17 protein-coding genes and 2 pseudogenes are annotated in these 19033 nt (G+C 51.1%); 7 read left to right on the top strand and 12 right to left on the bottom strand.

Annotated elements, in window-relative coordinates; genetic code table 11:
* Positions 1–222 (top strand): annotated as a pseudogene (gene murP / locus RW65_RS15010) (PTS N-acetylmuramic acid transporter subunit IIBC); the annotation flags it as partial.
* 41 nt (positions 223–263) lie between these two features.
* On the opposite strand, the gene foxA reads toward murP, so the two are convergent.
* Complete coding sequence (gene foxA, locus RW65_RS15015) at positions 264–2357, bottom strand: ferrioxamine B receptor FoxA (protein WP_039057592.1); 2094 nt, start codon at positions 2355–2357, stop codon at positions 264–266.
* Positions 2358–2499: 142 nt separating this feature from the next.
* A complete protein-coding gene (locus RW65_RS15020) occupies positions 2500–3450 on the bottom strand; it encodes a helix-turn-helix transcriptional regulator (protein ID WP_039057594.1) in 951 nt (316 codons plus the stop codon).
* Between the two features lie 211 nt (positions 3451–3661).
* On the opposite strand from RW65_RS15020, the gene RW65_RS15025 reads away from it, so the two are divergent.
* Together RW65_RS15025 and RW65_RS15030 are read left to right on the top strand one after the other, a co-directional pair.
* Positions 3662–3850: a type II toxin-antitoxin system HicA family toxin gene (locus RW65_RS15025; RefSeq protein WP_039057595.1), complete on the top strand. Its 189-nt coding sequence runs from the start codon at positions 3662–3664 to the stop codon at positions 3848–3850.
* A gap of 26 nt (positions 3851–3876) precedes the next feature.
* Positions 3877–4314, top strand: a complete 438-nt coding sequence (locus tag RW65_RS15030; RefSeq protein WP_039057596.1) for a type II toxin-antitoxin system HicB family antitoxin — start codon at positions 3877–3879, stop codon at positions 4312–4314.
* A gap of 270 nt (positions 4315–4584) precedes the next feature.
* On the opposite strand, the gene RW65_RS15035 is transcribed toward RW65_RS15030, so the two are convergent.
* The 6 genes from RW65_RS15035 to RW65_RS15060 form a co-directional block, all read right to left on the bottom strand.
* The gene (locus RW65_RS15035) at positions 4585–5619 is read right to left on the bottom strand and encodes a hypothetical protein (protein WP_039057597.1); all 1035 of its coding nucleotides are present in this window, start codon (positions 5617–5619) and stop codon (positions 4585–4587) included.
* A gap of 47 nt (positions 5620–5666) precedes the next feature.
* Complete coding sequence (locus RW65_RS15040) at positions 5667–8360, bottom strand: DEAD/DEAH box helicase (protein ID WP_039057598.1); 2694 nt, start codon at positions 8358–8360, stop codon at positions 5667–5669.
* Positions 8350–10242: a phospholipase D-like domain-containing protein gene (locus tag RW65_RS15045; protein ID WP_039057599.1), complete on the bottom strand. Its 1893-nt coding sequence runs from the start codon at positions 10240–10242 to the stop codon at positions 8350–8352. Before RW65_RS15045 ends, RW65_RS15040 begins: the two co-directional genes overlap by 11 nt.
* Positions 10239–11597, bottom strand: a complete 1359-nt coding sequence (locus RW65_RS15050; protein ID WP_039057600.1) for a hypothetical protein — start codon at positions 11595–11597, stop codon at positions 10239–10241. The genes RW65_RS15045 and RW65_RS15050 overlap by 4 nt, the downstream gene beginning before the upstream one ends.
* A gap of 286 nt (positions 11598–11883) precedes the next feature.
* Positions 11884–12189, bottom strand: a complete 306-nt coding sequence (locus RW65_RS15055) for a type II toxin-antitoxin system RelE/ParE family toxin (protein ID WP_039057601.1) — start codon at positions 12187–12189, stop codon at positions 11884–11886.
* Positions 12186–12473 carry a damage-inducible protein J gene (locus tag RW65_RS15060; RefSeq protein WP_039057602.1) on the bottom strand — a complete coding sequence of 96 codons (288 nt, stop codon included), beginning with the start codon at positions 12471–12473 and terminating at the stop codon, positions 12186–12188. Before RW65_RS15060 ends, RW65_RS15055 begins: the two co-directional genes overlap by 4 nt.
* A gap of 500 nt (positions 12474–12973) precedes the next feature.
* Here RW65_RS15060 and RW65_RS15065 point away from each other — a divergent pair, with 500 nt between their 5' ends.
* From RW65_RS15065 to RW65_RS15080, 4 genes and pseudogenes are all read left to right on the top strand, one after another.
* Positions 12974–13270 carry a SymE family type I addiction module toxin gene (locus RW65_RS15065; protein ID WP_039057603.1) on the top strand — a complete coding sequence of 99 codons (297 nt, stop codon included), beginning with the start codon at positions 12974–12976 and terminating at the stop codon, positions 13268–13270.
* A 166-nt stretch (positions 13271–13436) separates the two neighbouring features.
* Entirely contained in the window at positions 13437–13760 is a 324-nt protein-coding gene (locus RW65_RS15070) for a helix-turn-helix domain-containing protein (protein ID WP_039057604.1), read from the top strand.
* A 756-nt stretch (positions 13761–14516) separates the two neighbouring features.
* Positions 14517–16085: a phosphoethanolamine transferase gene (locus RW65_RS15075; protein ID WP_052250319.1), complete on the top strand. Its 1569-nt coding sequence runs from the start codon at positions 14517–14519 to the stop codon at positions 16083–16085.
* Between the two features lie 228 nt (positions 16086–16313).
* Positions 16314–16537 (top strand): annotated as a pseudogene (locus tag RW65_RS15080) (hypothetical protein); the annotation flags it as partial.
* Here RW65_RS15080 and RW65_RS15085 read toward each other — a convergent pair.
* From RW65_RS15085 to RW65_RS15095, 4 genes are all read right to left on the bottom strand, one after another.
* On the bottom strand, positions 16530–16895 hold the full coding sequence (locus RW65_RS15085) for a hypothetical protein (protein WP_039057606.1): 366 nt from the start codon (positions 16893–16895) through the stop codon (positions 16530–16532). The pseudogene RW65_RS15080 and the gene RW65_RS15085 overlap by 8 nt on opposite strands.
* Positions 16896–17110: 215 nt before the next feature.
* Positions 17111–17581 (bottom strand): hypothetical protein, encoded by a 471-nt coding sequence (locus RW65_RS15090; RefSeq protein WP_039057607.1) that lies wholly within the window; start codon positions 17579–17581, stop codon positions 17111–17113.
* Positions 17582–17583: 2 nt separating this feature from the next.
* On the bottom strand, positions 17584–17877 hold the full coding sequence (locus RW65_RS22710) for a hypothetical protein (RefSeq protein ID WP_197058894.1): 294 nt from the start codon (positions 17875–17877) through the stop codon (positions 17584–17586).
* A gap of 54 nt (positions 17878–17931) precedes the next feature.
* Complete coding sequence (locus RW65_RS15095) at positions 17932–18651, bottom strand: DUF6862 domain-containing protein (protein ID WP_052250321.1); 720 nt, start codon at positions 18649–18651, stop codon at positions 17932–17934.
* Positions 18652–19033 lie beyond the last annotated feature (382 nt).

Genomic DNA, 19033 nt, shown 5'->3' on the forward strand with positions numbered 1-19033 from the left:
GCCTGCGGCGGCTTCTTTATTGGCACCGTGGCCTGGCTTGGTTTGCCGGTGGGTCTGAACACGGTATTCGGCCCTTCCGGGCTGGTGTCGCTGCCGTTAATGACCTCCGGCAGCGGGATTTACGCCGGTATGGCGGTCTATGCCGCAGGCCTGATCATCTCTTATGCGGGCGGTTTTATCGTTACCTGGTTCTTTGGTCACAAGAATATCGATCTGAGCTAAAACCTGTGGCTCACCCGGCGCAAAGCCGGGTGAGCCATGCATCAGAAGCGATAAGAGAGCGAGCCGACGATGCTGCGCTCGGCCCCGAAGTAGCAATACGAGAGCGAGTTACAGGAGGCGACATAGCGCTTGTCCGTCAGGTTATTGACGTTCACCTGTGCGCTCAATCCTTGCAGACCGACGTTGCTCAGATCGTAACCCAACGCCAGATCCACCAGCGTATAAGACGGCAAAGTATGCGTGTTCTGGCGATCGGACGTGATGCCATTGACATAACGCACGCCGGTACCCAGCGTCAGGCCATTTAGCGCCCCTGCTTTTACGTCATAACTGAGCCACGCGCTGGCCTGATTACGCGGTGCATAAACGGCGCGTTTGCCCTGCTCCTCCGCGCTGCTCTTTTTATAGCGAATATCGTTGTAGGTGTAAGCCGCCTGCAAACGCAGGTTATCCGTCAGTTGTCCTACCGCTTCCAGTTCCACCCCTTCGGATTCGATCTCGCCAATAGAACGGTAGGGATCGGTGGGCTCCACTTTAGTGGCGATATTCTTCTGGTTGATGCGATAGACCGACGCGCTGTAAAGCGTTTGCGATCCTTCCGGCTGGAATTTCAGCCCCGCTTCCCACTGTTTACCTTTCATTGGCTCGAGGATCTTGCCGTTCTCATCGGTAAAGCTGGTCGGCGTAAAGGCGGTTGAATAACTGACGTAAGGTGCAAAACCACTATCAAACAGGTACATCAGCGCCGCGCGGCTGCTGAAATGGTTTTGCTCAAGCGTATCGCGGCTGTCAGCGATCTTATTAACGTTAGTGATGTTGACCCGATCGTGACGACCGCCCAGCGTCAGACGCCAGCGATCCAGCGACATTTGATCCTGCGCGTAGATCCCGGTCTGCTCAAGCTGGTGTTTTTCCCGACTGTAGACGCTGATCGACAGCGGATCGGCACCATAAACCGGGTTAAACGCGTCAATTGCCGGGAAGCTGCCAGAGGAGGCGGTCACGTTATTACTGCGGCGCTGGTAATCGACACCGAACAGTAAGCGATGGTTAACCGCACCGGTATCGACGCTGCCATCGACCTGGTTATCAAGGGTAATCGCCGAGAGAGACTCATCAGAACCGGAGTAACCCCGCGACAGTTCGCTGTCGTTCAGCCAACCGGCGGCATATACCTGATTAAGTACGACTTTGGTATGCAGATAGCGCAGTTTCTGACGTACGGACCAGCCGCTGTCAAAGGCGTGTTCAAGGTTGTAGCCGACCATATTTTCGCGGCGATCGTAGTTGTCGTAATCGTCTTCGCCTTCAAAGAAAGTGTTGGAAATTTTCTTGCCCGCGTGGGGCACAACGGTGCCTTCATAAGGCAAACCGGAGTGGCTGCCGCCTTCCGGATCGCGATGCAGATAGGCCATCAATTCCAGGCGCGTGCGGTCGGTAATCCGCCAGGTGACGCTCGGCGCGATGGCATAACGCTGCTCTTTTAACGGGTCAAACTGCGAATCTGCATAGCGGGTCATACCGGTTAAGCGCACCGCTACGCGGTCGTTATCATCCACCGGGCCAGTGACATCAAACGCCGCGCCGCGCTGGTTATTATTCCCCGCGAACAGCTTCACTTCGCCGCCGGGATCAAACGATGGTTTACGTGAATTGAGCGCCACAATCCCGCCGGGTGAAGAGCGGCCATACAGCACCGATGCCGGACCGCGCACGACTTCAACGCTTTCCAGAAACCACGGATCGATAACCAATGAGCTATGGGAGTTGCTGTCGCCCATCATTTTCAGGCCGTCGAGATAGACGTTATCCAGGCTGCCGTCGGAAAAGCCGCGCAGCACGATATAGTCAAAACGGTTGGAAGCACCAATCTGGTTGCTGTATACCCCCGGCGTGTAGCTGACCGCCTGGCGCACGTTTACCGCGCCCTGCTCTTCGTATTGCTGACGGGTAACAATCGATACCGCCTGTGGCGTTTCGATATCCGGTGTCTCGAGCTTGGTCGCGCCGCTTTGAACTTGTGAGGTGACCACCACCGTATCGTTGCTGGCCGCGCGCGCCTGCGCCAGCGCCGTTACGCTCATCCCACTGGTAATACAGCCAATCATTAATGCCAGCCGCGTTTTTGCGAACATGAAAATCTCCAGAAGCGGTTATTATTGTAAATAAGAATTATTACCTTTTTGGATTGGCTCATAGCTATGCGCAGTGACGATTCGCGTATGCGCGATGACAAAACCACGCATTGCTGCGGAAAAGTGGTCTATACGGGGACGCTCAGCAGGGGCTCATTTCGCTCGGTGCCATCCCATAGCGACGGCGAAAAGCAGTGGAGAAGTTGGTGGCGTGCTGGTAGCCGGATTTCCACGCGGCCTGCTGCACGCTGTAGCCTTCCGCCAGGTAGCGCCGCGCCAGGTCCAGGCGGCAGTCGCGCAGGTAATCAAACACCGACTGACCATAAGCCTGGCGAAACTTAACGCGCAGGCTGCTGCTGCTCATCGCCGCCAGTTGGGCAAGGGTTGCCAGGCTGTACTCTTTTTCAGGGTGCTGCTCCAGCAAACGGCGGACATTTTCTAGCCGCTGCTCAGCCCCGCAAAGCGCCGGAGTGCGCTTCGGCTGCCCCTGAATGCGCTGCGATAGCGCATTGCCCAGCAGCTGCAGCATGATCCCCTCCAGCATTAACTGGCGGGAAAGCGGCGGGATCGAGGTTTGTTGCGTTTGTTGTAAACCGGAAAGCAAAAAGCCCGGCACCTGCCATAACAGTGTTGGTGCGCCGTGTGCCTCCCACTGCTGTAACAGCGCGTTAAGCAGCGGCGATGACCAGCCCTGTGCCGGGGAGACACCCAGCGATAAGGTGCGCAGATGGCGATCCGCCAGATGGCTGGCGTTCATCACCTGCTGCTCACTGAGGCGCGCGGTAAACGCCATCCCTGCGCGCACCACAAACGCCTCACCGTTGAGGCGCAGCATCACGCTGCCCTCCAGCACCACCAGCATATAGAGCGGGCAGCTGTGCAGCGAAGTGGTTTCGTAGGGTTGCAGCACGCGAATATCAGAACGGGTCAGGTTGAAGCCTGAAGAAAAAGCCATCTCTTCTACATCGCCCTGAATCACCATCCGCTTCTCTTTATTGAACAGACCGGACGCCTGCGATGGGAAGCGATAATCAATCCCGTAGCGCTCGCCAAAGCCGATAAAGTCATCAATTGAAAAGAGTTTTTTTTGCATCGCAGGCCGTCATCGCTTTTAGTCGAACCTCTCACCCACCGCCGGGCGAAACGGCTTACACCTTATCATTCACCCTCTGCGCCTTCAATAATATTGAGAATTATTCTCACATAGATTGCGCCGCCATTAACACAACATAAATGTTGCTTTAAATAACAAAAAGGTTGTATTTTAGCCTCTGTAAAATGGAAAACTGCAGGCAGGATGCCAGATGAAATACAGTGAATTTAGAAAATGGCTGTTATCTCAGGGAGCAGAATTGATTAAAGCGCCGGGAGGAGGAAGCCATTTTAAAGTGCGGCTTAATGGCAAAGCGTCGGTCTTCCCCTTTCACGGTGCAAAAGAGATCCCGGAGCCTTTAAGAAAGAAAATTATCAAAGACTTAGGTCTGAATGAATAACGAACTGAGCAACCATGAGGTGTTATATGTTCAATTATCCGGTTCGCGTTGAACGTGACGAAACAACAGGCGCGTTTGTTGTTTCCTGCCGTGATCTGCCTTTAATGAACTCTGTCGGCGATAGCCTTGATGATGCGCTGCTCCAGTCCGTTGATGCCATTGTAGTCGCGATTGCAATTGAAGTTGACGAGCGCCGCCCTATCCCCCTCGCCAGTGCACCGCAAGAGGGTGAGCATGTAATTTCTCTTCCGGTCCTTGTGGCGATGAAAGCCGCTCTGCATAACGCGATGATTGAAACAGGGACCCGCAAAGCCGATCTGGCAAGGAAACTGGGGCAGAAAGGACCGCAAATCGATCGCCTGCTGGATGTTGAACACTCATCCAAAGTGGAGACGGTAGAGCTGGCGCTGCATCAGTTAAACCGCCAAATCGATTTATCCATTAGCCAGCAATCAAGGGTCTAGCCCGGTTTTAATCCACGGAGCAGCGCATGAATACGTTTCTCCGTTTTACTTGCCCGCAGCGCCATAGCGCAAACGGCGGGCAAAAAACGTTATATCGGCACATCACCGCGCAACGTCACCGGTGATAGCGCCAATAGAAGCCTTTCGTTAAGCCACCGTTTTTGCAGTTGATATAAGCCCTTTACCCCTGCAGGAATCTTAATTAACTGCCCCCCAGTAAGCATTCACTCACTTACCGGGTGTTACGCCGCCGGGGCATGAGCAAAACCATCACTCTTCCCGCGCCAGAATCTTCACTAAATCGTCCTGTAACTGATGGCGCTGCAAATACGCCGTTACTTCCCGCTCCCAGCCTTTGCCATCGCCCAGCACCGCGCGGCTGTGGGTCGGCGCAAAGAGATAGCGGGTGTCGTAGAGATTGAGCAGCGACTGGTTCATCGCATCGATATTGACCGCAGTTTGCTTGCCCTTCGCCTGCTGGATAGCCAGCGAACGCAGCACCCGCTCCCGTGCCTCTTCGCTGGGAATATAGTTCTGTTCCGCCAGCTCGCTGAGCACCAAAAACTGCGGCTGAATACCTTCCGCCAGCGCCGCCTGCAAACGATCGTGGCCGTCGAGAATGACAAACGACGCCAAACCGGCAACAGACCACAGCAAAACGGGCGGTAGCTCGCCTTCACGACACTTCTTGCGCCACCACTTTACCCGCCCGCTTTCAGCATCAACGGGATAGCGCGCCAGCAGCCGATCGCCGCTCCACCACCAGTCGATAAAGGTCACTTTTGCCGGGTTTTGCAGATCGGGGAAATCCTCCCCCGCCAGCGACCAGTTAACGCTGATTTGCGCATTACCGGTGGGCGTGTGAAAGCGCCATTGATCTCTCGGCAGCGTTTTATTCAGCACATAAGGCGCGGCGGGTTTTACCTGCTCCATTGGGCGCAGTAACCAGCGACGCGGCGCTAATAACGGCGCGGGCGCTTCCATCACCTGGCGAGCAAAGTAGCGGCACCAGTGGCTTATCCACTTCTCTTTTCCCGCGCGTTTGGCACTTTCAACATCTGCCGACGTCACCGGCAGCAGCAGTGGCTTGCCGGGATGCTCCGCGTTATACACCAGCCAAACGCCGGAATGATCCTTTAGCATAGTGGCCCAGAACAGCGGCTCGCCGTGCACCTGCAACGCCATGCGCCCGTTGTGCCCGCTCTGCATCTCCAGCGCCTGCCCATTGCCTTCGCGCACTATCAGCTCCAGCCCGTGCCAGCGCTTAGCGCTATCGCGCAGATCCTGCCACCAGTACTCTGTCATTCTCTTCTCCCGGTAAAGGTGTTCGCCCTCCTGCCGCCTGCAATGGGCTAACCTGCCGCTTTTTTCGTTGCGGCGAATTGCGCCGGATAGGGATCGACGGGTTTAAGATCGGCCTGCGGTTTTCGCAGCGCCGCCTGCCAGCCGCCCGTTTCATCGTTGAGATTAATATCCCGGCTAAATTGGTCAAAATCGCAGGCGTCCAGTTTCGCTTCAAAATTGCGTTTGTGTTGAATAAACGCCGCAAGCTGATCCTGATCCAAGGACTGCGCGAGATAAGGGTAGTGAATGCGCAGTTCCGTTGTCCCCTGCTCTTTAAGCAGCTGATTAACGCGCCCAAACAGGCGGTCGACGCGCCCGACGCGCTGTTCATTATCCCCCGGTGTCCAGGCAATGCCGTAGTGATGTACCTGGTTGCATTGCAGATGCAGATTCACCCCCTCCTGGAACACAGACGTCGCCACCAGCACGTTGGGGTAAAAAGGGCTGTTAAAGCCCAGGATCAGGCGTTGGCGGTTGTCGGTTTCACCGCTGGCATACCACGCAGGGCTGGTGAGACTGGTCAGTTCGCGCCAGGGCGTTTTCCAGTCGACAAGCGGGTGATCGGTGATTTTCTCGCACAGCGCCTCAAAGGTTTCGATCCCGTTGATGAAATAGCGCAGCAGGAGCGATCCCGGCAGTTTATCGGCGATGCTGGCGGTGAAATCACGGTAGCGCGTTTGCACATCCGCAGCCTTGTTTTGACGGCTAAAACGGATAAACCAGCAGTACAGCTCAATCATCACCGGGCTGGCAAACAGATAGCCGGTTTTCAGGTAGTTACCGAGGTTTTCTACAATCGCCGGGTTGCTGGCCTGCCAGGCACGAAGCTGCTGTTGGCAATGGGCGGGCAACAGCGGAAACATCATGCCCCAGGCCGTTTTTATCGGCTGTTCATAGGAGATTGCTTGCCGCTCCGGCGCACGGGCCTGCTCTGGCGCGTCGGGCCATATTTGCAAACGGCTGTCCCGTGCCGCGTCGCCAAAGTTGTCGCGCTGGCGCTCGCTCAGGCGGTAATAGTGGCTATAACTGGCGGTAAGATAATCCGCCGCCGGATCGAGAAAAAGCGAAAAGAGGCTTTCTGCGCGGCGAAAACGCTGGCTGACGTTGAGGCAGTCGGTGCGCTTCTCCCCCTTTTTCTTCACCACAAACAGATCGGCGATTTTTGAAGAGAGCTTCAGTTCATTGCCATTTGGCTCATCACTCTCTTCACCTTCATCGGCTTCGAGATCCTCATCCTGATCAAGCGACGCCGCTTGCGTTAACTGATTAAAGTACTTACGCGACCAGCCACTTTTACGCCACGCATTGACGGTTTTCTCCGGCGACTCCACGCCCCAGGCGGCGATAATTTCCTGCGCCATCCGTTCGTCATACTCGGCATTCACCCGCTGGGTGATTTCCCGCACCGAAGGAATGCGACGCACAAACACCAGATGTTTGTCGCGATAGAGCGGACGCGCTGGGGTGAACAATTGTTCGGGCACGCACTGCGCGATCAGCGCACCATATTTCGGGTGATCCGGGAAGCGGTGGTAAAAAGCCTGAAATTCCTGCGTCAGCTCCGCCAGCAACCGCGAGTCTGGCGCCTGATGAAACGCGTCGCGTATTACATCGTCGGCGCTCTCTTCATCGCCTTCGCTATCCTCTTTAGCCAACATCCCGGTCGATTCAAACCCTTCGAGGTAGCCATACTGGAACTGACGATTCTCACCCTTCGCGCCGAGGGTTTTGACCAGCTCGCGCTGGTACAGGGCGAAAAACAGCTCCGCGTCGGGATTATCGCTAAAATCTGCCGCCGTCGCCTGTTCATGCCGGTAGTTGTATTTATTGTGCGTTACCCCCTTCCCCTGCATCTGCCGCAGCCGACGGATAGCAAAAGTTTGTAGCAGGGTTTTGGCGTCATTATTGGCGCTGATAGTCTCAGGATCGACAAAGTAACGCAAAATATCGGCGACGTTGCGCGCAGATGAGTGGTTGGGCGTGGCGGTCAATAACAGCGTGCGCTGCCCCAGACGGCTCTGCTCATCGCCGAAAAAGCGCTTCGCCGCCGCCGCGCGCTGGGATTTCCCGTCGCGGTTACGGAAATAGTGCGCCTCATCAATAATGATCAAATCGAAGCCCTGCTCGCCCAGCGAGGCCTTGATTTGCGCGTGGATCTGTTCGGCATGGCGCGCGGCGCTCTGCTGCGCATCGTTGCCGCTTTTTTCCTCATCCGGGACCAGTCCACTGAGTGAGTGAATGGTGGTCAGATAAAAACTGCCGTCGGATTCACGAATATCCGTTTCCAGCTCGCGCAGACGGGTAAAAATGCGCGCTTCATGCATCGGCCCTTTTTTAGGGTGGACAATTTTCGCGTTATTACCGCGATAGTGATGCTGCAAAAAGGTTTTATATTCCCGCTTCCAGTGCAGGCAAATATCCCGGTTCGGCGCAAGGATGAGGATTTTTGCGTCAGGCCGGCTATGCCAGAGCTGAAGCATAACGCCAATTGCCTGAAAGGTTTTGCCCATGCCCACTTCGTCGGCGAGGAGCGCCAAATGGCGTTTTGCCAGAATATTCCACAGCCCGGCGACGCCTTCGGCCTGCCGCGCCGCCATAGAAGGATCTTGCGCATCGTACTGCCACTCTTTTTGCGAGGCGTCAAAACGCATATTTTTCGCCACTGCCTGCGGCGTGGTCACTTTCCAGATATCAGGCTTCATATCCACACCTCTGTTTGATCGCCTCAAGGTAGAGCTGACGCTGCTTTCCTTTCACCGGTAATGGGGGAATATCAAGGGCAAGCTTCGGCCACCAGTTAGCGGCCTGGCTCTTTTTGCGATAGCGTTTTTTGGCAAACTGGCAAAGGCTCTGCACTTCATTAGCCATAAACCAGCCAAAGAGCGTTCCCGGTTGTGCTGCAAGGTGTTCACGCACTTTTTCCACCAGCTCCAGCAAACAGCCGGGGCTGGTAAATAACCAGTAGTGCAGCGTTGCGTCATCGTTCAGCGCGGCCAGTTGCTCGCGGCGTTTTTCCAGCGCATAGAACAGGCGGAAATAGCTGGTGGAAGCGGACTCAACTAGCGGCGCAACCTGCGGCTCATCTTCCGCCGAATCGCCATCGCGCAGGGTTTCCCGTAGCTGAACGGCATCGCTTTGTTGCGGATCGCTATTGGCGATATAGCTGTTGAGCAGTTCATGCAGCGTGTCGAAGCCGTTCACCCGGCGATAGTTTTGCCCCACTTCATGAATAATGCCCTGCCAGTCCGCCTCATCGGGATGAAGAACGGTATAAAAATGGCGCGTGAGCAGTTCGTCCGGCTGGGCGGCCACGACCTCACCTAATGAGATCAGCGCACTGCCGCGCCAGCGCAGGGGAATATCGTCGGCAATGCCAGGCAGGCGAAGGGCGTAATGGGCGTTGGATTTTCCAACAAACCACTCGCCGCTGACCGCATATTTGCCCGCGCGCCAGTCGAACTGCACCTGTAAATCAAAGGGCAGCTGTGGCGCAAGGTTTAACGCCTCTTCGGACAGTAGATCCTGGCTGGCAAAACCAAAGCGCCCTTTCTTTAACGGCTCGCCGGTAATTTTTGTTTTCGGCGACACGCTATGCACAATACCGGCTTCGATATTCCAGTGCTTCTGCTCTGTGCCGGACGTTTTTAAGCTGGCACAGCCGGGCGCGGTGAAATTCCACGAGCCAATCGCCAGCTTCGCGGCGCTTTCACCCGTCGCCAGCCAGATTTTGGCGTGGGTTAACTCCGCGCGCTCATCGCGCTCCACCGGGTTGTGATACAGCTGCAGCCGATCGGATTCGCACAATGCATCAACCTCTTCTCCGCCAGGCGTACGCAGAAAATGCCCGTGCGCCAGATCCGGCACCAGTTCGACACTCAGCGCTTCATTATCCAGCGCATGGGAGAGCGAATCGATAAAGCCTGCGAGATCCGCTGCCAGATAGGGCGACCAGACGGCGAGCTTTTTAGGGGCGACGTTATGCATGAGCGCTTTCAGCAGCGTTCTGCCCGACAAAGTGTGAATAAATTCCCAGTCGATATCATCTGCAAAGAACTTCCGTCGTATCGGGAAATGCTCCTCAGTGATGGTGCTGTCGATGCGGGTGAAAAAGGATTTTATCTGCTGATACTGTTTGTTGCTGCTGACGCGGCGAAAATCCACCGCCTCCTGGTTGCGCCCCCAGCCGCTGAGCGTCAGGTTGGCGCTGCCCGCCCCAAGCAGCATATTGCCGTGGATATCTTCGACATAGATAACCTTCGGGTGAAAGAGGCTTTCTTGCGCATCCAGCTCCGGCGCAATCTGGCGTACGGAAACGGGCAAAATAGTGATGGAGGTGCGTTTGTGCTGCTCCTGAGTGATCAGCCGCTTATCGCAGTACACCCGGAAATCGACATTTTTTCTCGTCAGCTCGAACTGTATACGTTCAAACTCAGCGCGATTTTTCGGCGGCTCGTCCATGCCCAGCACTGCTGGCAGCAGGTGCGTTTCGATAAAGCTGATATTGATATTAAAACTGGTCAGCCAGACTCGCTTGATCTCGCCAAGCGCGGCCAGCTGCGCTTTGAACTCGCTGATTAATTTCACTGTTCTGCTCCCCACAAACCTTGCAACATATGGCGAAACTGCGGGATGTAATACCCATTCACCCAGTCATCGCGGTGACGACCCGTGCGCGGCGCGCGGGCGGGAACCTGCAACGTCAGGGTTTCATCGCACAGCGTCATCCAGGGCAACTGTCCACGGCTTTGCATCACAAACTGGTGATAATCCAGTAAGGCAGCCACCTGCCCGGCAAAAGTGGGCGCTTGCGCAACTGCTAATAACCGCACCAGCCGGATGTGCGCCGTACCGGAAAGCGCGGCCAGCAGCGTCTTGTCGTTAATAACGGTTGCTGCGCGCTCCGCCAGCGTGTGTTCGTCCAGCCCGTGCTGCGCCCAGAACTGGCGAACTTCATCCAGCGTCTGTTTTCGCCGCTGCATTAATCCATCAAACAGCAGCGCAATGGCCGCCAGCAGGGGTTCGACATGCACAATGTGCCGCAGCAGCTGGCGATCGGCGTCGTTATGGCTAGTGCGTAGCGCGTGATGAAAAATCTCAGCGGCGGATGCGTCGTCCTGCGCCTCTTCCAGCGCGCTATAGAGCGCACCGCACGCCCCTTCGCGCAAGCCGCTCATCTCCAGCCAGAAATCGCCCGCATAGCTGCCGACATATTCAGACGAGGCGAATGACTTCACATACGCGCCGGTAAGTGTCTTATCAAGCTCGGAAAAGTGGAGCGTAAGATCTTGCTGGCGACGCGCGCCAAGCTGCGTTCTTAAGCAGTCAACCAACAGGTGAAAGAGCCTTTTTAGGGGTGATTGCAGGATAAAGCGCCCGGCTTTTTCCCAGGGGGTTACGCCTTCCGGTAAGTGGTAGCGATATTTCTGATCGAAAAAGTGCAGGTTCATCATCGGCGTCTTATAGCGCCCGTTAGTACCGAGAAAGAGCTGCTGGGTCAGCAGTTGGCTTTGCGCCCCGTGACCAAACATAATTGGCGGGTCGTTGTCGTATTTCGCGAACCTGTCGCGGGCCTTAACGATGCCCAGCACGCCGGTGGTGACGATGCCCTTTTTGTGCTGGTTTTCGCACATCGACAGGGTGTAAATATTTTCTAAGAAAATCAGGCAGGCGTGAGTAAGTTTGACATCGTTTTTGCCGTCATAATTTTTAAGCACTGCCTCCCCAGGCCGCGTTTTGTCGTCGCCAAGCACGCTGCGTATCACATAGTGGTGAAGCAGATTGAGGGTGTAGTGACGAACGTCGTTGGCAACCGAGCTGATGCGGTTACGAAAAATTTGCTGCCCGAAGGAGGACCAGACAATCAGTTGACCAAGGGGATCGATATTCAGTTCACCGCTGAGGGATTCGTCATATTCCGTAATAAAGCGCTGCAGATTCATTACAATTTTATTTAAGGAAAAACAAAGGGTTATTATCCTCCTTTTGGCTGGTGGGTAACATCCTTAAGTTTTGGGGTGTTTTAAGCAATGTCTGTCGTTTAGGTCATGACAACGACGCAGCGATCTCGCGCTTTTATCATCCCAACGCGTTTTGGTGTATAGCCTTATAACGGGATTTCGAGTTTCATCATGAACGTTAAAATGTCATGCCGCGACATATTTTCAGAAGCGTCAATAAGCTGCTGTTGAGATGAAAAAGTGCACTTGGGTAAGACATTTCAAAGGATTAATTCTGGCTATAGTTGCCAGCTATCTTGCGGGAGGTATGCAGTACGCGCAGAATGCGCACCAGGCGTTTTTCGGCAACGTAAACGATGATGAACGGGAAGTGAGGCACAACAAGCTTACGCTGACTCTCTTTTCGTCCGGCTTGCACGCCGGCAAGCGGGTTTTCCATCAGGATCGCTGCCATGCCCGCCAGACGCTCATCTGCCGCGATGGCGACCATCGCGCTTGCTTCACGAGCCAGAAAGATGAAGATGTTTTCCCTGTCTCGTTGGGCGGTTTTCTCCCATTCAACCTTGATGGTCACAGCTTACCCCGCAGGGCCTGCTGTTTCAGCGTATTCATCCGGCTTTCCATTTCCTCGTTGCTGATGTACTCGCTTTCTCCGGCATCATGACGGCTGAATGCCTGCGCTATCTGCTCTTCCAGCCAGCCGTCATGCTCGTTGCTCTGATGGCGAAGTTCTTCTGCGGCCAGCTCTTCTGCCCTCTGTCGCATCAGTTCTGTCAGGCTCATGTTATGTCGCTCTGCTGCCTGCATCGCCAGACGTTTGGTTTCTTCATCTATTCGGAAGTGGATGGTGCTGCTCATGGTTATCACCTGATGTGGTGTCATTTGTGTTGTCATTATGGTGGTTGTAGGAGGGATTGTCATCCGTTTTGCTCCTCCCATATTTATAGTGAATACGCTTATAACCGGCTTTCTGGATCCATCGCACAGAGCGGGACTATTCGTTAAAGGCGGTGCAATAAACCAAATATTTTTGATGAATGGCTAAGCCCGCGCTGAGGAAAGATAGCAGGCGAACGCGTAGCAAGCATTATTTAAAAGCATCGATTAAAAATCTCATATTTTCATTCAATACATAACGTCAATGGTTAATATTATTTTCTGGAAATGAATAAAGTCTTTTTAACTATTTATAGCGCGTTTTGTTTTGTTATTTTTGATGATTCCGAATATTGTCTATTTTTAGGTGGACTTTTATTTTTTTGCTGGTTAGTTTTACAGGTGTTATTTAGCGCGGTGCGAATGTGTTGGCGCACATCCGCACCGCTGATCACAATCACTATTTACAAGGAATAGCAATTATGACTGTTGTGGATTGTATTGCAGTTTGCGAGCAGGAAGAAGCATCTAAGATAACTTACCGTAATTTAACCGTCAGCTATGCGAGTCGTCACCGGGATTATGTTTCGTCGCCGGCGATCATGATGAAGGGGTTATGGCTGGAGGCGGCGGGTTTTCGCATTGGCACCAAAGTGGATGTACTGGTGATGGATGGCGTGATTTTGCTGACTACCAAGTATCCGCCAAAGGAGCCGCGCATTCGCGATTCGCTGGAGCTGGGGGCGCTGCTGGCGGCGGGGAAACGGATCAAGCCTTAGGCCAGCGTTGAGATTATGCCGCTCCCGGCAAACGGGCCGGGAGCGGGCATTGGCTGGCCATTCGTCGCTGTCAGATATATTCTGGAAAATTTATAGCGCAGGTTCGGGAAAAGTTGTTGCGATCGATAATGAAGACTATCCAGAGAACATTTCGAGGTAATTTGCGATGACTGACCGCCTGAAACGCATCCAGAGGATGGCTGAACGCTACAACAAATTAGGTGTGGTAAAAGATGAAACCATCGCCGCAATTGATGCAGCGGTCGCCGCCCGTTGTATGCCGCCCATTCGCCCAATGACAGGCAGCCAGATAAAGGAAGTTCGCACCCGCTACAACATGTCGCAGGCGGCCCTTGCCATCACGACCGGCATGTCGGTAGAAAGTGTTTCGAAATGGGAAAGAAACGAGAGTAAGCCCAATAAGGCAGCGTCGCGGATTATAAATATTATCGATGCCAAAGGGCCTCAGGTATTTATGACATCAAAGTAAAAGTGTTATGCATACAGGGAAAATTTTAAGCTAACGGCTGGCAAATACAAAATAACCCGCCTTACATTCACAACCAAAACCTCGATAAGGCGCCATTTTTAACTGCGTTAAGTAAAATTGAACACTTTTAACGTAGTGGCATTATTGAACGAGTGAATGGGCATAAAGCAGCAACAAAATGAAGCAATTGCCGCGATGCTATCCCAGGAGAGGCATAACATTTTCTGACCATTTCCGCAGACCATCATTTAGCCTTAACTTCATATTGTTGTACGTTTTTTACGTTATAACAACCCAATGTATATTTTTTGTTCGCCATATGAGAGCCTGCGCTTTTTACTACCCTACTATAATTAGTAGCCCCACCTTCCTCATCATTCTTGATAAAATATTTTAGACTTCGGCAGGATCAATGGTAATAACGGTTAATGTCAGTTAGCTGATTCAGCGAAACAATTATCATTTTCAGGAATGCTCGCAAGTACCCTATGGACGAAATCGTTGATTGTATATATACATCCATGATTAGGATGCCTTGCAGAAGTTTTGTTTAAGGCGTGGCTGCAGGACAGTATCCACAAAAAAACGCACAGCAATTTATAACTATTGTTAAAGGCTTATTTTTAAGCCCATTTTTGCTTTTATCTATACGGTGATAAAAGCCACCCGAGCCATGCCAGCGCTTAGAGACTTAATGAGCATCCTCATTTTGCCAGAAGCGTGCTGCCTGCCGGCTGAAAAAGGTTAACAAAATTAATGCAAATAACACTTTCGTACTTTAAGCCAAATTCCGCGGCTGGTTTAAAAAACCTTATCAATAGAGAAAACCTTTGCCTGGTGGTATGGGTATTGCTCGCCCATTACGCACTAGGTTATCAATATAAATTAATTTATGTCTTTAGCGCTTTAGCTGGATTTTTACTCCTAAGATCTATCACAAAGATCGGCTATCGCTTTCTTGTAGCAGTGTATATGCTAGCCGGTGCACTTTATGCCCCTGTGGGTATAAATTATGGCTTTCCGGATATCAATGTCATTGGCTCGCTGATGTATACCAATCCAAATGAAGCCAATGAATTTTTAGCAAACATACCTGCGGCCGCCTGGCTGCTTTCTGTATCTATTATTGTCTTTGGAATTGCCACCCTTGTGGCATCGTTTTCCAAACATAAAAATGCGCCGGTGACACGAGGTGTCTACAGTTTTCTGATGGTTTTTTTCGTGGCTTCCGCATTCTGGTCAGCCGTGAGGCAGGGACAATTGCTCAGTACCGGCTTGCCTGAAATACGTTTTGTTCATGACATTTATACCGCTTATCAGGCAGTGCGTGACAACAACCAGAACTTTGCAAGGATAATGACTACTGGCAATATCTGGAATCCAGTATCTTTGCCCGGCCAGCGGAAAACCTATATTTTGGTTGTTGGGGAAAGCGTACGACGTGATTATCTCCATACCTTTGGGGGAAAGTATACTAACACTCCCTGGCTTGATAGCACCCCTTCGACGCAGTTCACGCAGTATATCTCTGCGGGACCATCCACAGTAATTTCTCTCACCAATACGCTGGCCCGCAGGAATGAGAATGCGGCTGAATTGAATAACAATATTGTGGCACTCGCTTCACGGGCTGGCTTTGAAACCTGGTGGATCTCGAATCAGGGCAAGAAAGGCCATTTTGACTCCCCCGTGGCATTAATAGGGGAAAGCGCAGACCATCATTATTTTACAAAAGCGGACAACTCAGATGATCGCCTGTACGCGCCGGATGAGGAATTATTACCGGAGCTCGACAAGGCACTGAAACAAGGGAATGGGAAAAAATTCATCGTCCTGCACCTGATGGGATCACACCCGAAAGCGTGTGTGAGAACACATGATCTTTATGATATTGATGTAGGTGCGAAAGAAATATCGTGCTACATCAAATCAATTGCAATGACCGATAAATTGCTGGGTCAGATCCACGAAATGGCGGAGCGTGAGGGAGGAGACTGGTCCATGATGTATTTTTCCGACCACGGGTTGTCGTACATTAATAAAGACACCTCAGGCGCTTACCTGACTCACGGAGACAAAACCCGAGAGAACTATGAAGTGCCATTTATCGTTGTCGACAAAAACCAAAAAGATAATGTCATTATCCCGGTACAGCGTAGCGGCTTACGTTTCATTGAAACTTTTGCGCAGTGGTTAAAAATCCGCGATCCGCAAATCGACCAAAGCTGCGACATGTTCTCTGGCGAAAACTGTAGCCTGGTGAATCAAGTATTGAATTTTCAGGGACAGCTGAGCAGTTTTGAGGCGTTATCTTCAGTAAAATGAGGGTTATTGATAATTTGTATGACGTAGTAATCATGCAAGGTTAACCCTCGAAGTACTGTTTGCCTCGGTAAACGAAGCAGAGAAAGAAATATTCGGCGTGCCTCTCCTGGCGAACGGGCTGGGAGCGGGTACTGGCTGGCCATTCGCTCTATGGCGGGTAATCAGATAAAGAGAGTTCTTACCCACTATAACGAGACTGTAATTAAAATTGTGTAATTGCCTGTTTTTGAGTCGTTGAACAGCGTTATCAGGGCGGCCATAAAAAACGCAAAGTATTCCCGACAGATCACTCTGTGCGTAAGGTGGTTTATCTGGCGATCAAAGATGCGTCGGAAAAAGGGAGTATGCCGATCCAGAACTGGTGGCTGGCGAAGAGTCGCTTTATTATCGAGTTCGATGCCCCCTTTAATACGATGGCAGTTACACAGAATTATTTACAGGCTCTTATTTAATAGAATAGTTGTAATGCTTTGGAATTTGATAACCCATAGGAAAATCTTCTGTACCAGGAAGAAGGGTAAATCGATCTATATCTTCCCCTACCTGATAAAAAATACCATATATTCCTGATAAGAAAGTCGATATACGTATCAAAGCTGCCTGCATTGCTAATTCGTCATTGCTTTCTTTTGCCTTAAAAAATAATTCAATTGTCAAGTTAAGATTCCTTATATCCCTCTGTAAATTTTCAACAATTGAATAATCTTCTGCCAAATAAAGCTCATCCACATCAAGCTCTTTTCCTGCCTTCTGCTTTAACAACTCTAGATAAGCATTTTTGAATTTATCCAGCATTCCAATATCGATCATTTAGGTAACCTCCGTCCTTCTGCTCTGGCTGCCTTAGTTTTTGCATCATTATATGAACCATCAAGGTTAAGCACTGCTCTTACGTTTGTACTTATACTATCAAACACTTCGATATGATCTTTGTGCAGAGCATCCAAGTAGAACTGGTCACCTCGTTAAATATAGCCCTTCTGACTCGCCTGTAAACTCAAAGCCTGCATTTCCCAAAAATGGCTCTAAGCAGTTATTTCATAAAGGGTGTCGGGTGGACCTTGATACACTTCAAAATCCGCATGAATCACATCATAAAGCTCGGAAAATTTAATTTTTTTGATTATTTCAATCTGATTGCATTCAGTTAATGCAACCACCATTTTTTGTGCATTCGTGATACTGAACATATCGGAAAGTACATCCAAAAGAAGATTAAGACGATCTTTTGCGCCAGGAGGAAAGCCAATACTAGAGTTTTCCGGATCGTATTCATTATAATCAATTAAATAAGTTGCATTAATCGAATTTGGCCCATCTGCAATATCAAATGCGAATACAATTTCTTCCGGCATGAGTTTTAATGGAAAGTTAAATAATTGACCTGTAGTGATGGTCTGGATATTTAACGTACACGCTTTGATATATTTTTGCAATTGAACTCTGGCAGTTGTGGTCAAAGCAGGGACAATATATCCATAAACATCATTAGACATAACTACCTCTTATCCTTTATCCAAGGGCCTATGGGTTTTCCATCTTTATCAATTTCCCGATAGTACATACCTTCTACATAACCACGGTCATTATAAGTTATTTTATGTTCATGCGGTGGAACTTTACCATCATTATCATAACCTAACTGACCATGTGTTTTTTGCTGACCATAATCTTCCCTGGAAAATGTTCGCCCCTGATCATCATAATAGGTGATACTTTTTGTACCATCAGCTCTGGATACTTCATAGACAGAGTTAGGTGTCGAATTTTTGGGTGCTTTACCTGACGGCACTATCGTATGTTCAGTAGAACCCTTATTCGTTGCGGGATTGAGAATATTATTTCCCTACGGCTGCTCAATCGTGCCGACACTTTTTTGCGTTTCGCTGTAGTCACCTTTACAGGCTTTCCCCTCCTCAACGTTCGACTCGGATGGGAGATTTTTCTCCGGTTGTGTATTTTTACTTCCTTTTTTAGATGTGACTTTTGAGATGCCAGGTTTCGTTCCCGCAGCCACATCCTCCCCAAACTGCTTAGCAAGTTCCCCTGACGCAATAACAGAACTGATGCCGCCCGCTGTGTACACAGTACCGACATAAATCCCGGCACGCGCTTGTGCCTCATCCTCTGTATACCCGAAACGCATAAACGCCTGGGTATAGCCTTCCGGCACGTTAAACACATCTTTTGCATTCGGATCTGTCGAGCTCAGCAGTGCCTGAATTTGCTGATGACCTGCCTGAGCCTCTTTAGGATTGAGGTATGACAGATTGATGTAAGTTTCCAGAGCCTCTTTCGCCTTAGCTCTCTCTGCCGAACAGTCTCCCCCCTTACCATGACAGGCATTCATGAGGGCCTGATCAGTTTCTAGATCCTTACGGTTTAAATCATCACGCTTTTGCCGTTCTTGAGGTGTAAGATCCTTCTTGTGATTCAGATAGGTCTGGAGACTATTTTCTGAGCTGTCAAGATAGTTATTCTCAACCGTCGTTTTCCCGGCCTTAGCCGCTGCAGTTGCCGTTTCCGTGCTGTTGCCAATCAATCCACCCGCGAGGCCCGATGCCAACGTCGAAAGTGCAGCAATGGTCTGTTTCTCTGATTCAGTCAGTTGCCAAGGTTCTTTGTGGTAGACCTGCTTAGTAAGTAGGATCCCAGAGGCTTCACCTTGGGGGCACGACTACATATGGATTCCTGTGCCATTAAGGTTAACTGCACGCGGGCATGATTTTATTGCTGACTTAAGGCACAAAGAAGTATGGCAAACAATTAAGACCAACTTTAAGGACGAAGGAAGCAGTACCCTGATGGAACTATCTAAATCAATTACAATGGGAGTTGCAAAGAAAAAAACAAGGGTCTTACAGGCCTGGATATTGAGTAATGTGCATTTTCATCCACCAAAAACGTTTATTTGTCCTGCGCAATGTTGAGAAATGACCTGTAATTCA

The organism is Enterobacter sp. Bisph1 (assembly GCF_000814905.1).
In the GTDB taxonomy this organism is placed as follows: domain Bacteria; phylum Pseudomonadota; class Gammaproteobacteria; order Enterobacterales; family Enterobacteriaceae; genus Kosakonia.